The sequence below is a fragment of the uncultured Tateyamaria sp. genome (assembly GCF_947497045.1).
In the GTDB taxonomy this organism is placed as follows: Bacteria; Pseudomonadota; Alphaproteobacteria; order Rhodobacterales; family Rhodobacteraceae; genus Tateyamaria.
On sequence record NZ_CANMEU010000005.1, the window covers coordinates 96,690 to 119,939 of the forward strand.

The window sequence follows — 23,250 nt, forward strand, 5'->3', positions numbered from 1 at the left end:
AAGGACATAACTGTACCACTCTGGTGGAGAGGAGTTGCACGGATGATTGCGTTTACATTGGACCGACTTGTCGACATCATCAACCGTGCCGCGCGCGCGATCCCCACATGGGCTGTCTATATAGTGTACCTGATCCCGGTACCTGTCCTTCTTTATCTGGGGATGACCGGGGGTCTGGGACGAGAGCCGATCCGCGCGCTGGAACATGAGTTGGGCGAGATCGCGTTGCAGTTACTGATCATCGGTCTGTGCCTGTCACCCTTGCGGCGCTTTGCCGGGATCAACCTGCTGAAGTTCCGGCGTACCATAGGGGTGCTCGCCTTTACCTATGTGGTGCTGCACTTCACCGTCTGGGCTGTGCTGGATGTGCAGGCGCTGGATCGTGTGTGGCAGGATATTGTTAAACGCCCCTATATCACGATCGGTATGGCGGCATTTGCTTTGATGATCCCGCTTGCAGTGACATCAAACAATCTGGCGATGCGCCGCATGGGGGCAGTGTGGCGCAAGCTTCATCTGCTGACATATCCGGTGGCCTTGCTGGCGGCGGTTCATTTCGTTTGGCTCAGCAGAGGGTTTCAGCTTGAGCCGCTGATCTATCTTGCGATTGTTCTGGGGCTTTTGGCGCTGCGCGTTCCGGGATTGCGTAAGAAAGCGACAGCCTGAGAGGCGTAACGCCCGGAATCAGGCGATCCAAAGATGGCGAGTCGCAAAGGAATCGCTTTGATCCCGGGTTCGCCGCAGAAATTTTTGGAAAATTTCAGGACCGACTCGCTGAATCGGCCGACTCGAGTCGGCGACTCGGATGCGATTCACGGGTGATTTGGGGCTGGGATGATCGAGTCTTGGGGGTAAGACTGTGGATAACCCCATATGTAGGGATTGGAGGGAGTATCACCGGGCGAGGGATGCGTAATTTTCTACCGATTTGACCTAGGGTCCATGAAATATGATTGCCTAAAAGCATGTTTTTAATGGAAAAATAGGGTTTTTTGGAAAAAGATGCGTTTTCTTCAAAAAAGCACTTGCGGGTATCAGCCACTAACCGTAGAACCCACCTCACCGGCGGCGCAGAGATGCACCAACGGGGCGCCAGACGGGCGGGACACAGCGGAAACGCAACGGACCGAAACGAGACGCAACGATAAAATCAGAGGTAATTGAGGCGGGGCGCGCCAAAGAAGTTAGGGCGCATCCAGTCACTTTTGTCTCTACGCTCTTTGAAATTGATATTACTGAAGAGATATGTGGGCGGTTTGGTTCATTTCGATGGATCAACGTCTGTATATCGCGCTAGTAGGGGCAACCCGATAATCTAGTGTCAGCTTCACTGTTTGGACGGTTTCTTGTTTTCTTATGAAAACCTGAAGCACAACAAACAGAGACTGTCCCATTTGAACAATGGGACGATGTGCAGAGGTTCGAACGTCAAGGATATGGTCGCAAGATCATTTCAACTTGAGAGTTTGATCCTGGCTCAGAACGAACGCTGGCGGCAGGCCTAACACATGCAAGTCGAGCGCACCCTTCGGGGCGAGCGGCGGACGGGTTAGTAACGCGTGGGAACATACCCTTCTCTACGGAATAGCCATTGGAAACGATGAGTAATACCGTATACGCCCTTCGGGGGAAAGATTTATCGGAGATGGATTGGCCCGCGTTAGATTAGATAGTTGGTGGGGTAACGGCCTACCAAGTCTACGATCTATAGCTGGTTTTAGAGGATGATCAGCAACACTGGGACTGAGACACGGCCCAGACTCCTACGGGAGGCAGCAGTGGGGAATCTTAGACAATGGGCGCAAGCCTGATCTAGCCATGCCGCGTGTGTGATGAAGGCCCTAGGGTCGTAAAGCACTTTCGCCAGGGATGATAATGACAGTACCTGGTAAAGAAACCCCGGCTAACTCCGTGCCAGCAGCCGCGGTAATACGGAGGGGGTTAGCGTTGTTCGGAATTACTGGGCGTAAAGCGCACGTAGGCGGACTATTAAGTGAGGGGTGAAATCCCAGGGCTCAACCCTGGAACTGCCTCTCATACTGGTAGTCTTGAGTTCGAGAGAGGTGAGTGGAATTCCGAGTGTAGAGGTGAAATTCGTAGATATTCGGAGGAACACCAGTGGCGAAGGCGGCTCACTGGCTCGATACTGACGCTGAGGTGCGAAAGTGTGGGGAGCAAACAGGATTAGATACCCTGGTAGTCCACACCGTAAACGATGAATGCCAGTCGTCGGGTAGCATGCTATTCGGTGACACACCTAACGGATTAAGCATTCCGCCTGGGGAGTACGGTCGCAAGATTAAAACTCAAAGGAATTGACGGGGGCCCGCACAAGCGGTGGAGCATGTGGTTTAATTCGAAGCAACGCGCAGAACCTTACCAACCCTTGACATCCTGTGACAACTCGAGAGATCGAGCGTTCCTTAGGGACACAGTGACAGGTGCTGCATGGCTGTCGTCAGCTCGTGTCGTGAGATGTTCGGTTAAGTCCGGCAACGAGCGCAACCCACATCTTTAGTTGCCAGCAGTTCGGCTGGGCACTCTAAAGAAACTGCCCGTGATAAGCGGGAGGAAGGTGTGGATGACGTCAAGTCCTCATGGCCCTTACGGGTTGGGCTACACACGTGCTACAATGGCAAGTACAGTGAGTTAATCTCCAAAACTTGTCTCAGTTCGGATTGGGGTCTGCAACTCGACCCCATGAAGTCGGAATCGCTAGTAATCGCGTAACAGCATGACGCGGTGAATACGTTCCCGGGCCTTGTACACACCGCCCGTCACACCATGGGAGTTGGTTCTACCCGACGGCCGTGCGCTAACCTTTTGGAGGCAGCGGACCACGGTAGGATCAGCGACTGGGGTGAAGTCGTAACAAGGTAGCCGTAGGGGAACCTGCGGCTGGATCACCTCCTTTCTAAGGATGTTCTTAGCCATTGATGTTCGCATCAATCATGGAACACTTAGCAAGAGACGCAAACAAAGCGTCTCAAACATCAGGACCGAGCCGTCCTCATATCTCTTCAGACAAAGAACACGGGCTACCGCCCGTATGGGTCGGTAGCTCAGGTGGTTAGAGCGCACGCCTGATAAGCGTGAGGTCGGAGGTTCAAGTCCTCCTCGACCCACCATGCATTTCGCGCTGCGAAATACTCTGGGGCCTTAGCTCAGCTGGGAGAGCGCCTGATTTGCATTCAGGAGGTCAGGAGTTCGATCCTCCTAGGCTCCACCAAAACCCGCAGAACACATCTGCAAGCATTCAGTTGAGTGTTTGGACGTCTGTTCTGCAGACGAATTGACATCGTTTAGAGAGATACAAGTTACTTTGAGAGCAATCTCATAGTAACAATCAACACTGTTTGATCGCGCCGAGTGTGGCGATGATCTCAGTCTGGTTCCACCCTCGGGTGGAAGGCGACTTGTCGGAGTGCTTCCTCGCTCTGCTTGACGTATCCCTGCTGAAACAAACAGAGTTGTCCAAGTCAAGTACACTAACCAGAGCAGTCTTGCTGGCCTCCCGCACGGATGGTCAGCGTATAGGTCTGTTCAAATGTCAGCGCGCATACAAACGTGCTGGCGGGAAAAAGTATACTTTTGATCCCAGAAGAAGACTGCATTTAGTTACCAGCTGTGCAGTCGTGTTAGGCGCAAGTCTTTCTTTTTCTGGATCAAATCAAGCGCGAGAAGGGCGTTTGGTGAATGCCTTGGCAGTAAGAGGCGATGAAAGACGTGATACTCTGCGATAAGCCATGGGGAGCTGAGAATAAGCTTTGATCCATGGATTTCTGAATGGGGCAACCCACCTGACAGTTTCATATTGTTGCGCAAGCACTCAATATGTCGCTGAAACAGGTACTTATAGACTGAATACATAGGTTTATAAGAGCAAACCCGGGGAACTGAAACATCTAAGTACCCGGAGGAAAGGAAATCAATTGATACTCCCCTAGTAGCGGCGAGCGAACGGGGACCAGCCGAGCCGAAATTGTGATTAGAACAACCTGGAAAGGTTGGCCATAGCGGGTGACAGCCCCGTATAAGAAGCATGATCGGACGTATTAAGTAGGGCGGAACACGTGAAATTCTGTCTGAAGATCGGAGGACCACCTTCGAAGGCTAAGTACTCCTTACTGACCGATAGTGAACCAGTACCGTGAGGGAAAGGTGAAAAGCACCCCGACGAGGGGAGTGAAACAGCTCCTGAAACCGAACGCCTACAATCAGTTGGAGGGCCCTTGAGGCCTGACAGCGTACCTTTTGTATAATGGGTCATCGACTTGGTCTATCTAGCAAGCTTAAGCCGTTAGGTGTAGGCGCAGCGAAAGCGAGTCTTAATAGGGCGAATGAGTTAGGTGGATCAGACCCGAAACCGAGTGATCTAGGCATGACCAGGATGAAGGTAAGGTAACACTTACTGGAGGTCCGAACCCACACCTGTTGAAAAAGGTCGGGATGAGTTGTGCCTAGGGGTGAAAGGCCAATCAAACTCGGAGATAGCTGGTTCTCTGCGAAATCTATTTAGGTAGAGCGTCATCCGAATACCCCCGGGGGTAGAGCACTGGATGGGTAATGGGGCCCCACAGGCTTACTGATCCTAACCAAACTCCGAATACCGGGGAGTACTAGATGGCAGACACACGGCGAATGCTAACGTCCGTCGTGGAGAGGGAAACAACCCTGACCTACAGCTAAGGCCCCTAATTCATGGCTAAGTGGGAAAGCAGGTGGGACGACCATAACAACCAGGAGGTTGGCTTAGAAGCAGCCATCCTTTAAAGATAGCGTAACAGCTCACTGGTCTAAATAAGTTGTCCTGCGGCGAAGATGTAACGGGGCTCAAGCCATGAGCCGAAGCTTAGGATGCACATAGTGCATGGTAGCAGAGCGTAGTGTGACATAACTCCAATCCTCTTTTGCACCGTCGGGTGTAGCGGAGGATACGGAGTTTTCTGTGAAGCCGGCGTGTGAGCGATCCGGTGGAGAGATCACTAGTGAGAATGATGACATGAGTAGCGACAAAGAGTGTGAGAGACACTCTCGCCGAAAGTCCAAGGGTTCCTGCTTAAAGCTAATCTGAGCAGGGTAAGCCGACCCCTAAGGCGAGGCCGAAAGGCGTAGTCGATGGGAACCAGGTTAATATTCCTGGGCCATGGAATGGTGACGGATCTCGAGGGTAGTTCATCCTTATTGGATTGAATGGGCTGCTTAGAGGTTCCTGGAAATAGCCTTCCTATAAGATCGTACCCTAAACCGACACAGGTGGACTGGTAGAGAATACCAAGGCGCTTGAGAGAACTATGTTGAAGGAACTCGGCAAAATACCTCCGTAAGTTCGCGAGAAGGAGGCCCGGTTCCTAGGCAACTAGGGGCTGGGGGCACAAACCAGGGGGTGGCGACTGTTTATTAAAAACACAGGGCTCTGCGAAGTCGCAAGACGACGTATAGGGTCTGACGCCTGCCCGGTGCCTGAAGGTTAAAAGGAGGGGTGAGAGCTCTGAATTGAAGCCCAGGTAAACGGCGGCCGTAACTATAACGGTCCTAAGGTAGCGAAATTCCTTGTCGGGTAAGTTCCGACCTGCACGAATGGCGTAACGACTTCCCCGCTGTCTCCAACATAGACTCAGCGAAATTGAATTACCTGTCAAGATGCAGGTTTCCCGCGGTTAGACGGAAAGACCCCGTGCACCTTTACTACAGCTTCACACTGGCATCAGGCCAAGCATGTGCAGGATAGGTGGTGGGCTTTGAAGCAGGAACGCTAGTTTCTGTGGAGCCTCCCTTGAGATACCACCCTTGCTTTGCTTGATGTCTAACCGCGGTCCGTTATCCGGATCCGGGACCCTGTGTGGCGGGTAGTTTGACTGGGGCGGTCGCCTCCTAAAGCGTAACGGAGGCGCGCGAAGGTTGGCTCAGAGCGGTCGGAAATCGCTCGTTGAGTGCAATGGCAGAAGCCAGCCTGACTGCGAGACTGACAAGTCGAGCAGAGTCGAAAGACGGCCATAGTGATCCGGTGGTCCCGAGTGGAAGGGCCATCGCTCAACGGATAAAAGGTACGCCGGGGATAACAGGCTGATACTGCCCAAGAGTCCATATCGACGGCAGTGTTTGGCACCTCGATGTCGGCTCATCTCATCCTGGGGCTGGAGCAGGTCCCAAGGGTACGGCTGTTCGCCGTTTAAAGAGGTACGTGAGCTGGGTTTAGAACGTCGTGAGACAGTTCGGTCCCTATCTTCCGTGGGTGTAGGATACTTGAGAGGAGTTGCCCCTAGTACGAGAGGACCGGGGTGAACGATCCACTGGTGGACCAGTTGTCGTGCCAACGGCAGTGCTGGGTAGCTATGATCGGACAGGATAACCGCTGAAGGCATCTAAGCGGGAAGCCCCCCTCAAAACAAGGTATCCCTGAGGGCCGAGGTAGACCACCTCGTCGATAGGCCAGAGATGTAAGTGCAGTAATGCATTCAGTTGACTGGTACTAATTGCCCGATAGGCTTGATTTGATCCAGTAAAAGCGAGATTTAGATCCCGTGATGAACGATAATCAAAAGCATACACAACTCAGATAAGTCGTACGCGACTTGGACAGCATGTTGAGGAATTCAAAGCTCTTTTTTGGTTTGGTGATCATAGCGCAAGCAAAACACCCGGTCCCATCCCGAACCCGGCAGTTAAGTGCTGTAGCGCCGATGGTACTGCGTCTTAAGGCGTGGGAGAGTAGGTCATTGCCAAACCTAATAAGATCTTTGATTTTCAGTAGCTCTCTGCCGATGCATCATCCCAATTAAACTTTATTGCGCGAAGCAAATAATTTCGCCCGTAAGTCGTTGTGGTAACGACCCGGATAAACAAAAATCACATTTCAGCCCCCGTAAATGGTGCGCTACGTGCCGCGAGATCGCTCTGCCGATGTGGCGAACGACGATTAACGTCCTACCAGATCAATTGATGACGCGTAGGCCGTTGGTTTGACGCTGTTGCTGGGGTTTCCAACAATGCGCCTCAGTCCCCAGTCACCCTGCGATAAAGTTCGGATCGCCGACCAAACAGCGCCTGAACACGGCCTGCCATCCATCCGGTGGTGCGCACAGCGTCCAACAGCGTGTGACCGCGCGTAAAGGGTAACGCGATGATCAGGCCTGCGACAATCACGATCTTGATGGGAATACTCCCCAACACGCTGAACCGCGCGGCGGATGATCTTTCAAGCTTGCGGTGAAAGTTGGTCGATGATTGATCACGTCCACGGCGAAATTGATAAGCTATTGAAAGCCGCTCCAACGGGATTTCTTCGTACACAGCTGCTGTTTCTGCCCACGCAGTTGGCAGGTTCGCGGCCTTCACCTCGGCATATAGTTTGGAATCCGTGCCCCCGGTGAACCGCATTTCTTCATCGAACCAGATACTGTGACCGGTAAAAATCGCTGTTTCGCCAAGCCAATTGTTTGTCACGATGGTGACGCCGGGTGTCCCATTCAAATCAGCCTTACGCGCGGCGCGGCGTTCTTTTTGTTCGTATCGGCGCACGATGCACCTTTCCATCAGCCTATCTAGCATCGACAGGTCACGCTCCGCCGGTTTTACCCGCAATGGCCCACCAATCAGCACAGCCGCGCTGTCGCGGTAGGCACCCACAATCTCGGTCAGCCAGTCCACGGCGACCACTTCATCATCATCCACATAGGCGAGCAGATCAGCCCCAAGCGCGATGGCCTCCTTGGCGGCACGATTGCGGCCAAAGGGAATGCCCAATTCGGGCTCATGGACATAGATGACATCCACTCCATTCGCGAGCTGCGAATAGGCGTTCACGACGCCCGCACTCGCAGGCGTATCATCATTTTCAACGATCATGCATTGAACGTGTGTGCTCGCGGGCACTTCCATTTCACCAAATGACCCCAACAACGCCTTAAGCATTTCAGGACGCCCGCGCGTCAGGGCAGAGACCACGATGTGAAGATTTTTCTGTCTGTCAGAGCTCATAGGATCTGTGATCACCTGCGTTGCGAAGAGTGTGTATCCCCTTCGAAATAGTAAGAGGCCAACGTGCGAAATGCACCGTCTTAATCTGTTGATATCCGGTCAGTCACAGATACAAACCCCATACCCCAGAATTTCAACAAAGAAAAAGCGCCCCATCCTTTCGTGAACGGGGCGCTCTTTATGGTGCGATCAGTGCGAGGGTTACTCGTCTGCCGCCTCTTCTTTTTTGACTTCTTCGCCGGTTTCCTGATCGACAACTTTCATCGATAGCCGAACCTTGCCGCGGTCATCAAAGCCAAGCAGCTTGACCTTGACCTCCTGGCCTTCCTTCAGAACGTCTGATGGATGGTTCAGGCGGCGGTTTTCGATCTGGCTGACGTGCACGAGGCCATCGCGTTTTCCAAAGAAGTTCACGAAAGCACCGAAGTCGACGATCTTGACCACTGTCCCGGTGTAGACCTTGCCCTCTTCCGGCTCTGCCACGATCGAGTGGATCATGTCGTAGGCTTTCTTGATGGCTTCGCCGTTGGGCGAGGCGATCTTGATGATGCCGTCGTCGTTGATGTCGACCTTGGCACCGGACACTTCCACGATTTCGCGGATCACTTTACCGCCCGAGCCAATGACTTCACGGATTTTGTCCGTGGGCACCTGCATGGTTTCGATGCGGGGCGCGTGGATCGAGAAATCGGCAGCGCCAGTAATCGCTTTGCCCATCTCGCCCAGGATATGCATCCGGCCCGCCTTGGCCTGCTCCAGCGCTTTTTCCATGATCTCGGGCGTGATGCCTGCGATCTTGATGTCCATCTGAAGCGAGGTGATCCCGTTTTCGGTCCCGGCCACTTTGAAATCCATGTCGCCAAGGTGGTCTTCATCACCCAGGATATCCGACAGGATCGCGTAGTCGCCGCTTTCCTCTAGGATCAGGCCCATGGCCACACCGGCCACAGCCGATTTCAGCGGAACGCCCGCGTCCATCATGGACAGGGACCCACCACAGACTGAGGCCATCGAGGACGAGCCGTTCGACTCGGTGATCTCTGATACGAGGCGCACGGTGTAGGGGAAGTCAGTGCTTGCGGGAAGAACCGCTTGCAGGGCGCGCCATGCAAGCTTGCCGTGACCGATTTCGCGGCGACCAGGAGGGCCCACGCGACCGGCTTCACCTACCGAATAGGGGGGGAAGTTGTAGTGCAGCAGGAAGTTCGATTTGAAGTTGCCGTGCAGCGCGTCAATGAATTGTTCGTCGTCGCCGGTGCCAAGCGTGGTCACGACCAAACCTTGGGTTTCACCACGAGTGAACAGGGCCGAGCCGTGGGTCCGGGGGAGCAGACCCGTTTGACACACGATGTCGCGGATTTCGTCGGTTTTACGACCGTCGATCCGTTTGCCGGTTTTGACAACGTCGCCACGCAGGATCGACGCTTCGAGCCCCTTCATCGCAGAGCCAAGGTTTGGGTCTTCTTTCTGCTCGTCCGTCAGCGCGTCCATGATCGCGGTGCGTGCGTCGGAAACGGCAGTGGTACGCTCTTGCTTGTCGGAAATCGCAAACGCGGCACGCATCTGCTCTTCACCAGCGGCCTTCACAGCGGCCGAAAGATCGGAGTAATCGGGGGCCTGGAAATCAAACGGCTCTTTGGCAGCATCTTCGGCCAGATCGATGATCAGGTCGATCACGGGCTGGAACTGTTCGTGAGCGAATTTTACCGCGCCCAGCATTTCCGCCTCGGAGAGTTCATAGGCTTCGGATTCGACCATCATCACGGCGTCTTTGGTACCGGCAACGACCAAATCAAGGCGCTGTTCGGGGTTCAGGCGCAGGTCCTGCATGTCGTCCACGGTAGGGTTCAGGATGTATTCGCCATCCTCGAAACCGACGCGGCAGGCACCGATGGGGCCCATGAAGGGCGCGCCGGAAATGGTCAGCGCGGCACTGGCGGCAATCATAGCAACCATGTCTGGGTCATTGACCAGATCGTGGGACAGCACGGTACACATCACCAGCACTTCGTGCTTGAAGCCGGAGACGAACAGAGGCCGGATCGGACGGTCGATCAGACGGGCGGTCAGGGTTTCCTTTTCGGTGGGCCGGGCCTCACGCTTGAAGAAACCGCCGGGGATCTTGCCCGCCGCATAGTATTTTTCCTGGTAGTGGACGGTCAGCGGAAAGAAGTCCTGACCGGGCTTGGGCTTTTTCGCGAAGGTCACATTGGCCATGACGCTGGTTTCACCAAGCGTGGCAATGACGGAGCCGTCTGCCTGACGCGCAACCTTGCCAGTTTCCAGTGTGAGCGTCTCTTCGCCCCACTGCATCGATTTTTTCGTCTCGTTAAACATCTAAGTTTCCTAAGTTGGCCCGTTTGGCCATTTGCATAGGGGGCGTATTCCCCCTGACCTCGGCATCTGGGATGCCATCCAATTTCGGGCGCTGAGGTCCGGGCGCCATGCGTTCAGATTGTGCGCGCATACAGCAGTTTTGCCTGAATTGAAAGCGCTGTGGGCTGTGGCGTTTCCGCCCGTATCACCAAGGCTTGCGGGGCGGTTTTTCAAATCGGATCGGCGCGTCTGGAAAAAGGTCGTGACTGGCCTTGTCCGCGCTTGGCGTGCCCCAACGCGTCATCCATTTTGCAGGCGGTGCGATGCGGCCACCCGCCGCCCATTCGAAATAGCCAAGCGCGCCCGGGCAGGGGATTGGATCGCATGGTTCCGGGTCGCTGAGCGTGAGCCCAGCCACGCCGCCAAACCACGTGCTGCTTGAGTCGGTGATGATGCCGGTGACGGTGACACTGCCAATGATACAGCCCCGTGGCAGGTCGAGCGGGTTGGGGCAGCGCACCCCGTGTTTGTCCAGACGCCAATGGAGGTATCGAAATTCGTCTTCTTTCAACCCGGCGCTTGCATGAATGGCGATGCGGCCTGGCACCATGCGCCCCGCGCGGATCGACCCCATCGTGCGGTTTTCGATGGGTTTGTGCCCGGCAATGATAGCCCATGCCGATGGCTGACGGACGGAAAGGGCAAGGTGGGGCAGGTTCTGCATGTGTGAAGAGGATAGAGCAGGGATAACAACGGTCCAGACTGCAACTGGGTCATTGGCAGGCGGCAGATGGCTCTGTTTGCTGCGCAAATGCGCCCACCCGCCGACCCCGGAAACGCAAAAGACCGCGCAGATGATGCGCGGCCTTTGTTGGCTTTCGTTTGGGTATGCGCTTAGCGGCGCAGGCCCAGACGTTTGATCAGATCTTGGTAGCGCGCCTCGTCTTTGGCCTTGGTGTAGTCCAACAGCTTGCGGCGTAGGGCGACCATTTTCAGAAGGCCGCGGCGGCCGTGGTTGTCTTTTTTGTGGGTCTTGAAGTGCTCGGTCAGGGTCGCGATGCGCGAGCTGAGGATGGCAACCTGAACTTCGGGCGACCCGGTGTCGCCTTCCTTGGTTGCGAATTCCTTCATAACGCGGGCTTTTTCTTCGGCAGTGATCGACATCGGGTTCTCCTTTGCAGGTTAGAGTTGAGACGCCGCCGCCCGGGATGTCGTCCAGTGCGAGGCCAAATACACTTCCGGCACAGACCGGAGATGCGGGCGTATAGGAGAGATTCGCGGCGATGGCAAAGGTAAAGTGTCAATATTCCTGTCAGAGCGGGGCCATGCCCGACGACTGCGCTATGCTCAACGGCATGAGCGCGATGTCGTCGATGGTGATTTCAGCGCCGTAAAGTACGTTGGCCACGTTGACGCCATTCATCATCACCTGCGTTATACTCGAATCCTCGGGGTTCGGTTGCAATGCGATGTCAGGTTCGCCGTCTGCATCATCATAGACCAGCAGGATCGTGTCATCTTCGGTGTCGAAATCAACGATATCGGCTGCTTGCCCTTCGGTGATCCAAGAGCCGGCAACGATTGTGTCGGCACCGTCCCCGGATGTGACGACGTCATTCGCGCCTGCGATGATAACGTCCTCGCCGCCGCCACCGTTCAGGTAATCGCTTTCGTCCGTGTCATCGAAATCAGCCGTGTCAGGGTCGTCTTCGACCCCGTTGATGATGTCATTGCCCCAACCGCCGAACAGGCTGTCACTGCCCGACCCACCCGACAAGGTATCATCGCCAAGGCCACCCTGCACCGCGTCATCACCTGCGCCCCCATCGGCGACGTCATCGCCTGCGGATCCATGCAGGTAGTCGTCGCCGGTCCCGCCGATCAATGTGTCGTTGTCGTTATGTCCGTACATGACATCGTCGCCATCGCCGCCGTACATGAGGTCATTTCCGTCTTCACCATGCAGCGTGTCGTCGTCGCCCAAGCCGGAAATCGTATCATCCCCGTCCTTGGCATAGAGGGTGTCGCTGCCTTCGGAACCGGTCAGATCATCGCTGTCATCCGTGCCGAGGGGTAGCGTTTCTGGGATATCGTTGAGCGAGAAAGATGTGGGCGCAGGAATGTCGTCTACCGTGTCTTCATCTGTTTCGCTGTCTGGTGCCGATGACCCGCTCACCAAATCTTCGCCGTTTTCGGTGGCGTCATCTGTGTCCGCCCCTTCGGACGCCGGGTCGGTGTCATCATCCTGATCCTGGGCAGGGGTCATATCCATAACACCGACGGCACCAACGGCCATCACACCCAACAATCCCGCAAGCCACAACATCACGCTACCCCACACACCGGGCACAACAGCCCAAGCGAGAGATAACGCGACTCACCGCGACTGATCAAAGCGTTTTCGGATAATTGGTTAACGCCAGGTTAATGCAATCCAAAAATCAGGTCCAGATTTCGGGCTGCTGTGTGTATGGCAGGTAAAGAGGGTGTTTGGGGTGCCCCGCTTTGGACAGCCCCAAATGGAACACTCGCTTGTCCAAGCCGCGCAACAAGGCCCCGACCTGTGCGCCGCGATCCAGATGTGCGCCGTGGGTGCCCCATGCGGCAACCACATCGGTTGCCCACTTCGCCCGATCCAGAATGGCAGCGTCATTGTCCGGGCCAATCGGATCGGGGGCTGCACGCATTGCCCTGGGATCGGTGTCGCGCCACGCAAAGATATTGGTGACCGCAAAGCTGCCATAGCCTAAGGCGCGCGCCCGTCGTTCGCAGCGCTCCACCGTTGGGTCGTTTTGTACCTCGGTTGCGGTCGAGGGGTTCAGCATCACGAAATTCACCCGTTTGCCGTCGGGGTCCCATACCCGTGTCAGGCTATAGCGATAGCGTTCACAGTCCGAATAGATCGCGGTCGAGGGCGCGTCGCCTTTGGTATGGGTGCGGGTGATCATGGCCTGTATGTGCCAGCGCATCCCCCTTGGTGCAATGCCAGCCAGACCCAAAAAAAGAGGCCGCCATGACAGCGACCTCAAGTTCAGCGTGAGTGGTGGTCTTCTTATTGTTATTCGGCGGGCACAGCGACTGGATCCCGGCGCAGGTCAAACACGGCCCCTTTGGCTTCGATGATCGCAGCGGCAACGAAGGCGTAGACGATGTGACCCCACAGGGCGACCCACGTGATCCCGGTCCACCCGAGGAAGGGTTTGTTGCCGGTCACGAGGTGCGCCATGACATAGAGGGCAAAGACCCAGAGCGCGACGCCGTAGGCGACGGCTGTCACCGACCAGTGCAGGCGGGGCGCGACCATCAATTGAATGGGGCGGACGATGGCAAAGTAGCCAGCCGCGTAAAAGATCAGGCCGGTCAGGGCGTGCAGCAGATGCGCCGCACCCGGCGGGTTGGTCCCCAAGATCGCCTTGAGCGAAGCCCCGGCAAGCCCGACGGGGGCCAGTTTCGTGTATCCAAACAGCGGGCTCAGGGCCTGGCCGAACGCGTCGAATGCGATTGTGGCAAAAGCGCCTGCGGTCAGGACTGTGCCAACGGTGCGAAGTGTCACTTGGGTCATTGTGTCGTCTCCTAAAGACTGGACGTCTATTGTTCGATGACATCAATATAGACCGATTGGTTCCAATTTGCACCCAACCTCACGGAGGGCTTACCGGGAGTGCCGAATTTGTAATAATATGGGGTGGGACGTAGGGCCGAATTGCGCTTCGTTACTGGAATCCGAACAAATGGATGTAACATTCAGGCCGATCTAGAGGTTGAACACACGGGCGGGGTGCAATTCGCCGGACTTGTAGCGGCCCACCGCGACCGGAATCCCATCCAATGAGGCCCAGCACTCGTCCCCGTATTCAACGTCCGTGGCCAGCACCATGCCCGGATTTCCATTGCGCATGCGGGTGGCACCTTCGGGCGTGGCGCGGACTTCGGGCAAATTGCTCAGGCCCTCGGCCACCGGGCGCAGGTGTGCGTCCAGATCCGGGGATTGGGCCATCGCCTCCACCTGTTCCATGCTCAGCCCATCAGCGACCTCAAAGGGACCGGACCAAATGCGTCGCAGCTCGCGTACATGCCCGTAACACTCCAAGGCCTCCCCCAAATCGCGCGCGATGGAGCGTACATATCCGCCCTTGCCGCAGATCATCTCCAGCGTCACGTGATCCGGGTCGGGGCGATCTGTCATCACCAGCTCCTCGACCCACAAAGGACGGGCCGCGATCTCCACATCCTCACCATCGCGCGCAAGTTTGTAGGCGCGTTGCCCGTCGATCTTAACGGCAGAGAATTTGGGCGGGATCTGCATGATGTCCCCGACAAAGGGGGACAGGGCGTCCTTGATCTGTTCATCTGTCGGACGGATGTTGGAGGTGACCAGCACTTCGCCTTCGGCATCATCGGTGTTGGTGGCTTGACCCAAACGCACTGTGAACTGGTAGGCCTTGAGCGCGTCGGTAATGTAGGGAACCGTCTTGGTTGCTTCCCCAAGGGCGACCGCCAACACGCCCGTCGCATCCGGGTCGAGGGTGCCCGCATGCCCTGCTTTCTTTGCGCCCATGGCCCACCGCACCTTGTTGACCACAGCGGTCGAGGTGGGGCCGGCCGGTTTGTCGATCACCAACCAGCCGGAAATGTCGCGCCCTTTGCGTGTGCGGCCCATGACTTGCCCCGTCTGTTTATCAGAGGTGCCGGGTAGCCGAGCGTGTGTGACCTTGTCAATTGCGCGTCACTTGGACGAGGTGATACTGCGCGCCACCGTGTTGGTCGTCAGATGAGTCTAACATGACCGATGCCGCAGTCAGCTCGGACAGCCGCTCCGCCAAATTTAGCCGTTGTTTAAGGTTCAGTCCAAAGTCACCACAACCAAATGAGTTATGACCTTAACATTTATGCGACAAAGTTGCCTTCCGATCCCATTCCAGTCTGGATGGAACGTCTCAACACCTGCGACAGAATGGGATTTGAAATACACCCGGGTGTTAAATTCGAACTTGGCCTCAGCGGCTTTTGTCCAGTCAAAATGCCATACCCAGGCAGTGGGCTTTTACGTCACCTCAGGAGTATATATCGGGATTTGAAATGTCTCTACATAGCTTTGATTTTGAGAGTCACCTTAATCTAACTCGCGGCAACATAGTAGCAAAGAGAAGTCAACTTGAGGCACAAGGGCTCAACTTGGAGCTATGGGATAGCTTCAGGTTTCAAGTCTTAATATCATTTATACCCAAAAACAGATTTGAAGCGCTGCTTTCGCTTCTATCTGCAACTATTCTGACTGAAGAACTGAATGCGATATGTAGTGATCCGCAGACCGGTGAAATATTAGAAAAAAAGCAAGTGTCTTCTTGGGCGATTGAACGGGTGAAGCAATGTGATTTGGACATGCGTTGTCAAAATACTGTCACTCACCCCTTTGATGGCTGGAAGTAGTACCATTCTCGCAAAAGCGGTTATTAGATATTCCGGCGCAGAAGCTCATTCTATTCACTTAATTGGTCTCTGATCCATTTCTTAACGACCCGCAGCGCTACAATGCCGTTCTGAGCCCACTTCAACGGTTTCAGCAGCGAGTGTGAATGTTCGTGATAAGGAGGGTGTATTGGGCATAGTTTACCGTCGACGGCCTGCCGCTTCCACCTGCTCGCAGGCAAAATTCAGGAAGATGCCGCGTGCCTTATTTGAATGTATCCGCCGCCATAAAGCATCCAGGATTTCAGCTTACATCACTTGGTGTCTTGCCAAAGACCTTTCGGAAGCATCTGTTGAAATAAGATACGTCGGCAAAACCGGATTGATAGGCGATCGTACTGACCAAGACTGGATTGTGTAACTTGGCGTTCTCGATCAGGCGGGTTCGCGCGGTCTCCAATCGCTTGGCGAGGAGATATTTGGTTGCGGTTGTGCCAAGCGATTTGAACGCGCGCTGAACTTGATAGGGTTGAACGCCCAAATCCTGCGCAATCATTGCCGGGCTAAACTCGGGGTCCTGAAAGCGCGTCTCGATATACCCGATTGATCGAGTGAGAACGGAGCCCTCACGTTGTTCAAGCCGCGCTGTCGTGGTGCCGCCGTGAATGCGCCGCTCCATCAGGGCCACGCCAATCAGGCTTAGCAAAGCGTCCTTTAGGTGAACCTGCGCATCAACGGTAGATTCGCTTTTTGCGATGATGGCATGAATGGCCATAGCAGTTGGATCTTGGCGGTTTACGGACAGACCGCCGGGAATAACGGCACCAAACCGTTCTTCAAGATCAACACGTGGCAGGTGTAGCGACATCTGGATCGAGCGATCCCCAAAAAAAGTAAACTCTGACGGCTTGGCACTGTCTATCAACACCAAATCACCCGGATGCAGGACCGAGAAACGATCATTTTGCCCCATCAGGGCGCGCCCTTCTTTCTGCATGATCAGAAAGAAATTCTCGCCATCATCTTGCCGAATGTTCCGTGATGTCCGCAAAATCTGCTGCAAATCGGTTGCAACAAGTGCGAATTCGAGATCCATCTGGCGGTGAAGCGAGATGCCCCCCCATGTGTCTGCATCACCCTGTGTCGGGCGCACATCAAATTTTCCGCAAGCGTCTTGCAACGATGCCTCAAAGGTCTCGACGGGTAATGTCTGGGTCTGAAGTGCAACTTCCATGCCGCAAAGCTAGGCAAAAAACCGTAGTTTACCAATCAAACTTCCGCGACGAGGGTCGGGCGTCGCCGGAGTCCAATCATTTTGTCGCCCCAGTTTCAGTCCGTCGCTCTGATACAAACCTGGCGTTGCTATCGTCCTACTTGTTCTGGCGGGAACATGAAAAAATCAGGGAAGTCACCTCGTAAGACCAAAGGAACATCGAATGAAAGTCACTTCTCTAACTGCACTTGCCGGTGCCGCCCTTCTGGCCAGCGCGACCCTCTCGTTCGCCGAACAAACATTCAAAACGGATCCGGGCCACACCGAGGTCCGTTTTGGCTGGAGCCATGCGGGTGTCTCTTTTCAAACGGCGGAATTTGATAAAGTCAGCGGGACACTGGTTCTGGATCGCGACAATATCGAGGCCTCTAAAGTGTCGGTCACAGTTGACACCACAAGCGTTTCAACAGGCTTTGAGGTTTTTGACGAGCACATTCAGGCACCTGCGTATTTTGACACGGGTGCCCATCCTGAAATGACATTCACCAGCACCGAGATCAAGCTGACCGGAGACACCACCGCCAAGATTACGGGTGATTTAACAATTAAAGGTGTCACGCAACCACTTGAGTTGGATGCCGAACTGACCTTTCAAGGCGATCACCCTGTCGCGCAGTTTTTTGACTCTTACAAAGGCGATTGGGTTGCGTTTTCCCTGCGCGGAGAAATTGCAGATCACATGTCCTTTGGGGTTGGTCAATTTCCGACGGGACCGATCTCGCTCTTTATCGACACGGAAATGCAGATCGTTGAGTAGGCGCGACATCTAAAGCTTCAACCGTCAAATTTGGAACCCGCCTCAAAGAGATTTGAGGCGGGTTTTTTGTGACCCGTATCTACCAGATAAGACCGTCAAAATCTGTTGTTCCAATCCAAACGTGTTGTTGTTGGCATCCAAGACAGCGCCGAAATCAGCTGATTTCATAGCGCAAAATGATGTTGGTAAGGAATCGAAAATGACGACACTTGCGATGACCATCGGCGGACAATCCGTGAGCAGCAAAGACAGTTTTCCTGTCCTAAATCCCTCTACCGGTGAAACAGTCGGCTATGCGCCAAAGGCGACATTGGCACAGTTGGATGATGCTGTTGCCGCCGCCGAGGCCGCCTTTCAAAACTGGTCACGGAAATCGGATGAAGAGCTGGCTGCGGCCTGTGGTGCCGTAACCGAAAAGATCGGTGCGCACGCAGAAGAGCTGGCGTTGTTGCTGACAGCAGAACAAGGCAAGCCGTTGAATGGTTTGGGGTCACGTTGGGAATTGGGCGGAGCGCAGGCCTGGGCCGGGTATACCAGTGGACTGAGCCTGCCGATGAAGGTGTTGCAGGACAACAATGAGGGGCGCGTTGAAATGCATCGCAAACCTGTCGGTGTTGTCGCCTCGATCACACCTTGGAATTTTCCGGTGATGATCGCAATTTGGCATATTCTGCCGGCACTGCGCACCGGCAATACGGTGATCATCAAACCATCCCCAATGACACCGCTGAGCACCTTGCGGCTTGTGGAACTGATGAACGAGGTTCTGCCCGCAGGTGTTGTGAATGTTGTCACCTCGGATGATCAAACCGGCGACAATATCGGTGCAGGCATGTCCGTACATCCGGGTATCCGAAAGGTTGTGTTCACCGGATCATGTGCGACGGGTCAGAAAATTATGATGTCCGCTGCGGAAACCATGAAGCGTTTGACGCTGGAGATGGGGGGCAATGATGCTGGTATCGTTTTGCCCGACGTTGATCCGGCTGAAATTGCCGAAGGTCTGTTCTGGGGGGGGTTCATCAATAACGGTCAGACCTGCGCGGCGATGAAGCGCCTTTATGTGCATGAAGATGTCTATGACGACGTGTGCAGTGCATTGGTGGATTTCGCCCGGAATATCCCGGTTGGCGATGGCATGGATGAAGGGTCGATTCTTGGCCCGATCCAGAACCAAGGACAGTTCGACAAGGTCCAGCGACTGGTTGAAGCCGCAAAAACCAAAGGTCGGGTGTTGATGGGGGGCGCGCCCGGCAAGGGGTTGTTTTATCCACCAACGATCATTGCCGATCTGAACAACGGCGATCCATTGGTTGACGAAGAACAGTTTGGTCCCGCTTTGCCGATTATCAAATATTCCGACCTTGATGCAGTGATTGAAACGGCCAATGACAACCCTGCGGGTCTGGGTGGGTCGGTTTGGTCCAAAGATGTTGAAAAGGCGAAAGAAATCGCAGGGCGCATGCAATGCGGATCAGTCTGGATCAACAAACACGGTGCCATACAACCCAACGCACCATTTGGCGGGGTCAAGTCATCGGGCCTCGGGGTTGAGTTCGGCGAGGAAGGTCTTGCGGAATATACCGACATTCAGGTGGTGTTCTCATGAGCGAGGAATTTGATTATATCGTCGTCGGCGGCGGGTCGTCCGGCTGTGTCATGGCCTCACGCCTGTCAGAAGAGAGCGGCATGCGCGTTCTTTTAATCGAAAGCGGGCGCAACGATACCAATCGATGGATTCATATCCCCGCCACCTTTTTCAAGGTGTTGGAAGGCGGGCGTGACGTGGTGGCCTATGTCGGAGCGCCAAGCGATGACCTGAATGGCCGGCCTGCAATCGTACCGCAGGGCCATGTGATTGGCGGAGGGTCTTCGGTCAACGCAATGCTCTACATCCGTGGGCAATCTGATGACTATAACAGCTGGGGGCAGCTTGGGCTGCCCGGCTGGTCCTACAAGGACGTGCTGCCCGTGTTTTCGGATCTGGAAAGCAACATAGTGCTCTCTGATGAATTTCACGGGGCCGAGGGCGAGCTGAGCGTTTCGGAAAGACGCCATGCCCATCCGTTAAGCCACGCCTTTATCCGCGCGGCTCAGGAAGCGGGGTTGCCCTATAACCCAGACTTCAACGGTGCTGCACAAGAGGGTGTCGGTTTCTATCAAACCACCACCCGCAATGGGCGCCGATGGTCAGCTGCGCAGGCGTTCCTGCGGCAAGCCGAGGGGCGTTCGAACCTGAAAATTATGACCGAAACCCGTGTTGCGCGGGTGACATTTGACGGCAAGCGCGTCAGCGGTGTCGAGTTGGAAAACGGCACCACGATTGCGGCCAAAGGTGAGGTGATCCTTTGCGCCGGTGCGATTGAAACCCCGCGCTTGTTGCAACTGTCGGGCATCGGCAACGCCGAAGAACTGTCCGAGCTGGGCATCAATGTTGTGCATGACCTGCCCGGCGTGGGCGAAAACTTTCAGGATCATATGGAAAGCACCGTGCAGGGCGAAACCCATGATCCGATATCGATAATGGGGCAGGACAAGGGGCTAAAGTCAGTACGCCATATGTTGGAATACATGGTCAACCGCACCGGATTGCTGACCTCCAACGTGGTGGAATGCGGTGGGTTTGCTGATCTGTCCGATGCAGGAACGCCAGATGTGCAGTTCCACGTACTGCCCTTTATGGTTGGCGGGCTGGATCGCGATCCGATTGACAAGCACGGTATTGCGATTGGGCCCTGTTTCCTGCGCCCCCGGTCACGCGGTTCAGTGAAATTGGCATCATCCAACCCCAAAGACCCGGCAAAATTCGACAGTGGCGCGCTGTCTGATCGCCATGATGTCGACGTGCTGATGCGCGGTGTGCGCAAGGGGATCGAGATATTGGAAGCCCCATCGCTTGCCAAACTGATCAGCCGCCGACATCTGCCAGAACCCGGGATCGAAAAAGACGATTCCGCTTTGGAAGACTACATTCGCCAGACTGCCAAAACAGTCTTTCATCCATCTTCTACCGTCAAAATGGGCCCCGACACGGATCGTATGGCCTGCCTTGATGGAGAGTTGCGCGTGCGCGGCGTTCAGGGCCTTCGGGTTGCTGATGCTTCCGCAATGCCAAACCTCGTGAGCGGAAACACCAACGCTCCGACAATGATGATAGCCGAACGGTGCTCGCGCTTTATGCGCGGCCTCGAAACACTGGGCGGCTATTAAATAAATTTTCTGGGAGGAAAAAGAATGAACCGACTAATATTACCATTGGTGGTGGTCATGGCCTTTGGGGCCAATGGGGCACTGGCGGACGAGAGCGCACCACAATGCGGAACCAATACTGGCGAGGCGGCAACAGGTGAACCGATCAAGGTCGGCGGCATTCACGGCAATGCGGCACCGGGTGATTTTTCATCCTCGACTGATTCAGCGGCGGCCTATTTTTCCTGTGTAAATGCCAATGGCGGCATTCATGGCCGTCCCATTGAGTACCTTGTTGAGAACGATCAGTGGAACCCTGAGCTAGCTGGCCAGGCGGCGTCGAAACTGTTGGTGGATGAAGCCGTGGTTGCCATGGTGGGCAACGGGTCATTCCTGGAAATGGCTGTCAATGCGGGCACTTATAAAGACGCCGATATGATGGTGATGGCAAGTGCCTGTGCGGTGTCAGAGTGTTTCGAGAGTTCTAACATTGTGTCCACCAACCAGGGGCCATTGGGATCCAATGTGGGTGTCATTCAATACATGCAGGAAGAATTGGGCGTCCAGAGCGTGGCCTGCATCAGCCTTGCCATTCCCAATGTCGGAACGTGGTCTTGCGACGCGGTCGCAGGCTACATGGAGAATAATGGGGGGTCCGCACAATCCGTATTGTTGAATCCGGCTGCACCTGATGTGAATTCCGCCATGCTTGAGGCGATTGCCACAGGTGCGGACACCATGTTGATCAATCTGCCAGCCGGGTTGGCCACCGCGGTTTTGAAGGCTGCGGAGGAACAGGATCTGCGTGATGCCTACAAGTGGGGGGCTCCTACAACGCTATATGATCTCTCGGTGCCTGCGGCACTGGGTGAATACTGGGATGGGCATATTTATGTGAACGCGGAATTGGCACCCTTTACGGACGGCGGGGACGACAATCAAAACTGGATCAAGGTCATGGATGGCTTTGCCAATGATGATGATCCACGCGATACATTCTCTCAGTCCGGGTATCTGTCTGCCAAGTTCTTTGTAGAGACGTTGCTGAAGATGGATGCGAATGATGTTGGGGACCGTGAAAAGGTGAACAACGCGATCACCGCAATCAACGGTTACGCGTCTGATCTGATGTGTGGTCCCTACTATGTTGGCGAGGCTGATTTTCACTATCCAAACCATGCGGGCCACGTTGTCCTGATCAAGGACGGCAGCTTTGATGTAGTGCGTGACTGTTTTGAATATAACAGCGCCTATTTCGACCCACATGCTGAAATAGAGAAACAGCTGGGTCTTCGCTAGTTCATCGAAATCGAGGTGCGACCCCCATAACGGGGGCCGCACCCAACAGCGTTTCAGGTTTCCCATGATATTAAATCGATCCATCGTATTCTCCGCGATGCTATATTTGATCGCGATCACCGCTGTGGTTGCCGTTCTGGGGTATGGCAAACCGCTTAAAGTCATCGGCTTGTTCGCGGTTTCAGGGCTGGCAACAGGCGCGCTTTATGCCTTGGGTGGTATCGGGCTTGTCGTGCTTTATCGCGCGACCGGCGTGTTGAATATCGCCTATGGCGCGATGGGTGCTGCGGCGGCGATGTTTGCCTGGCAGTTGGGCCAGTGGGGCATTTTCGCGCCGCTGACCTGGGTTTGTGGTATCGCGCTTGCCCTTGTCTTGTCGCTGGCCTACGGGCGCGGGATCGCGCCGCGCCTCGCATTCCAACCCCCTGTCGTCAAAGCCGTGGCAACATTGGGTGCTGCCCTGATCATTCTGGGTGGCGTCAACTTCTTTTGGGTCGATGATGTGCGAAAGTTTTCGCTTCCCACCGACACCATTGGCATACAGATCCTGGGCCTTCGGGTGACGGCCACCCGTCTGATCGTGCTGCTTACGGCGATTGCGGTGGTGATTGTGATCCAATCCTATCTCAAACGCTCCGTTCGCGGGTTGCAAATGCGCTCTATCGCCAATGATCGTGCGCTGTCGGCCTTGCTGGGCATCCCGATCCTGCGGGTCGAAACATTGGCGTGGGGTATTTCGGGGCTGCTTGCCGGGTTTACCGGCTTGCTGTTTGGCGATCTGATCCGGCTTGAGCCAACCGTCATCACTTTCATGGTAATCCCGGCGATTGCCGCAGCGATTTGCGGGCGGCTTGAGAACCTTTGGCTGGTTCTGATCGGCGGTCTGTCCATCGGCCTCATCGAATCCCTGATGACCTTGTCGCCGTTGCTCAAGACGATCCGTCCGGTGACGCCTTTCGTGATTGCTGTCCTTGCCATGCTGTGGATGCAGCGTGGCATGCGCCTGATCTTTGACGAGGAGAAGTAA

The 23,250-nt window shown here is 55.1% G+C and carries 16 protein-coding genes, 2 tRNA genes and 3 rRNA genes; 12 read left to right on the plus strand and 9 right to left on the minus strand.

Going from position 1 to position 23,250, the window contains the following annotated elements; all coding sequences use genetic code 11:
* Window positions 1–42 precede the first annotated feature (42 nt).
* The 6 genes from msrQ to rrf all read left to right on the plus strand — a co-directional run bounded on the left by msrQ (window position 43) and on the right by rrf (window position 6,728).
* Window positions 43–666: a protein-methionine-sulfoxide reductase heme-binding subunit MsrQ gene (msrQ, locus tag Q0859_RS12375; RefSeq protein ID WP_299151664.1), complete on the plus strand. Its 624-nt coding sequence runs from the start codon at window positions 43–45 to the stop codon at window positions 664–666.
* 788 nt (window positions 667–1,454) lie between these two features.
* Window positions 1,455–2,914: ribosomal RNA gene (locus Q0859_RS12380) — 16S ribosomal RNA — on the plus strand.
* Between the two features lie 137 nt (window positions 2,915–3,051).
* Window positions 3,052–3,128: transfer RNA gene (locus tag Q0859_RS12385), tRNA-Ile, on the plus strand.
* A 25-nt stretch (window positions 3,129–3,153) separates the two neighbouring features.
* A tRNA-Ala gene (locus Q0859_RS12390) sits at window positions 3,154–3,229 on the plus strand.
* Between the two features lie 439 nt (window positions 3,230–3,668).
* Window positions 3,669–6,497 (plus strand): 23S ribosomal RNA (locus Q0859_RS12395).
* A gap of 116 nt (window positions 6,498–6,613) precedes the next feature.
* Window positions 6,614–6,728 (plus strand): 5S ribosomal RNA (gene rrf, locus Q0859_RS12400).
* The 16S, 23S and 5S rRNA genes sit together here with 2 tRNA genes alongside, the layout of an rRNA operon.
* A 268-nt stretch (window positions 6,729–6,996) precedes the next feature.
* Here rrf and Q0859_RS12405 read toward each other — a convergent pair.
* From Q0859_RS12405 to truB, 8 genes are all read right to left on the minus strand, one after another.
* Window positions 6,997–7,980: a glycosyltransferase gene (locus Q0859_RS12405; protein ID WP_299151665.1), complete on the minus strand. Its 984-nt coding sequence runs from the start codon at window positions 7,978–7,980 to the stop codon at window positions 6,997–6,999.
* A 201-nt stretch (window positions 7,981–8,181) separates the two neighbouring features.
* Window positions 8,182–10,317: a polyribonucleotide nucleotidyltransferase gene (gene pnp / locus Q0859_RS12410; RefSeq protein ID WP_299151666.1), complete on the minus strand. Its 2,136-nt coding sequence runs from the start codon at window positions 10,315–10,317 to the stop codon at window positions 8,182–8,184.
* A 184-nt stretch (window positions 10,318–10,501) separates the two neighbouring features.
* Window positions 10,502–11,020, minus strand: a complete 519-nt coding sequence (locus tag Q0859_RS12415) for an ASCH domain-containing protein (RefSeq protein ID WP_299151667.1) — start codon at window positions 11,018–11,020, stop codon at window positions 10,502–10,504.
* Between the two features lie 170 nt (window positions 11,021–11,190).
* On the minus strand, window positions 11,191–11,460 hold the full coding sequence (gene rpsO / locus Q0859_RS12420) for a 30S ribosomal protein S15 (RefSeq protein ID WP_108839422.1): 270 nt from the start codon (window positions 11,458–11,460) through the stop codon (window positions 11,191–11,193).
* Window positions 11,461–11,608: 148 nt separating this feature from the next.
* The gene (locus Q0859_RS12425) at window positions 11,609–12,622 is read right to left on the minus strand and encodes a calcium-binding protein (RefSeq protein ID WP_299151668.1); all 1,014 of its coding nucleotides are present in this window, start codon (window positions 12,620–12,622) and stop codon (window positions 11,609–11,611) included.
* A 115-nt stretch (window positions 12,623–12,737) separates the two neighbouring features.
* Window positions 12,738–13,244 (minus strand): DUF1643 domain-containing protein, encoded by a 507-nt coding sequence (locus tag Q0859_RS12430; protein ID WP_299151669.1) that lies wholly within the window; start codon window positions 13,242–13,244, stop codon window positions 12,738–12,740.
* 110 nt (window positions 13,245–13,354) lie between these two features.
* Window positions 13,355–13,858, minus strand: a complete 504-nt coding sequence (locus Q0859_RS12435) for a hypothetical protein (protein WP_299151670.1) — start codon at window positions 13,856–13,858, stop codon at window positions 13,355–13,357.
* A 192-nt stretch (window positions 13,859–14,050) separates the two neighbouring features.
* A complete protein-coding gene (truB, locus tag Q0859_RS12440; RefSeq protein ID WP_299151671.1) occupies window positions 14,051–14,956 on the minus strand; it encodes a tRNA pseudouridine(55) synthase TruB in 906 nt (301 codons plus the stop codon).
* 419 nt (window positions 14,957–15,375) lie between these two features.
* Between truB and Q0859_RS12445 the strand changes: the two genes are divergently transcribed.
* A complete protein-coding gene (locus Q0859_RS12445; protein ID WP_299151672.1) occupies window positions 15,376–15,726 on the plus strand; it encodes a hypothetical protein in 351 nt (116 codons plus the stop codon).
* A 283-nt stretch (window positions 15,727–16,009) separates the two neighbouring features.
* Here Q0859_RS12445 and Q0859_RS12450 read toward each other — a convergent pair whose 3' ends face one another.
* A complete protein-coding gene (locus Q0859_RS12450; protein WP_299151673.1) occupies window positions 16,010–16,939 on the minus strand; it encodes a helix-turn-helix domain-containing protein in 930 nt (309 codons plus the stop codon).
* Between the two features lie 202 nt (window positions 16,940–17,141).
* Here Q0859_RS12450 and Q0859_RS12455 point away from each other — a divergent pair, with 202 nt between their 5' ends.
* The 5 genes from Q0859_RS12455 to Q0859_RS12475 all read left to right on the plus strand — a co-directional run bounded on the left by Q0859_RS12455 (window position 17,142) and on the right by Q0859_RS12475 (window position 23,250).
* Window positions 17,142–17,735 carry a YceI family protein gene (locus Q0859_RS12455; protein ID WP_299151674.1) on the plus strand — a complete coding sequence of 198 codons (594 nt, stop codon included), beginning with the start codon at window positions 17,142–17,144 and terminating at the stop codon, window positions 17,733–17,735.
* A gap of 199 nt (window positions 17,736–17,934) precedes the next feature.
* A complete protein-coding gene (locus Q0859_RS12460) occupies window positions 17,935–19,344 on the plus strand; it encodes an aldehyde dehydrogenase family protein (protein ID WP_299151676.1) in 1,410 nt (469 codons plus the stop codon).
* Window positions 19,341–20,945 carry a GMC family oxidoreductase N-terminal domain-containing protein gene (locus tag Q0859_RS12465; RefSeq protein WP_299151678.1) on the plus strand — a complete coding sequence of 535 codons (1,605 nt, stop codon included), beginning with the start codon at window positions 19,341–19,343 and terminating at the stop codon, window positions 20,943–20,945. Before Q0859_RS12460 ends, Q0859_RS12465 begins: the two co-directional genes overlap by 4 nt.
* A 24-nt stretch (window positions 20,946–20,969) precedes the next feature.
* On the plus strand, window positions 20,970–22,223 hold the full coding sequence (locus Q0859_RS12470) for an ABC transporter substrate-binding protein (protein ID WP_299151679.1): 1,254 nt from the start codon (window positions 20,970–20,972) through the stop codon (window positions 22,221–22,223).
* A 97-nt stretch (window positions 22,224–22,320) separates the two neighbouring features.
* The gene (locus tag Q0859_RS12475; protein WP_299151681.1) at window positions 22,321–23,250 is read left to right on the plus strand and encodes a branched-chain amino acid ABC transporter permease; all 930 of its coding nucleotides are present in this window, start codon (window positions 22,321–22,323) and stop codon (window positions 23,248–23,250) included.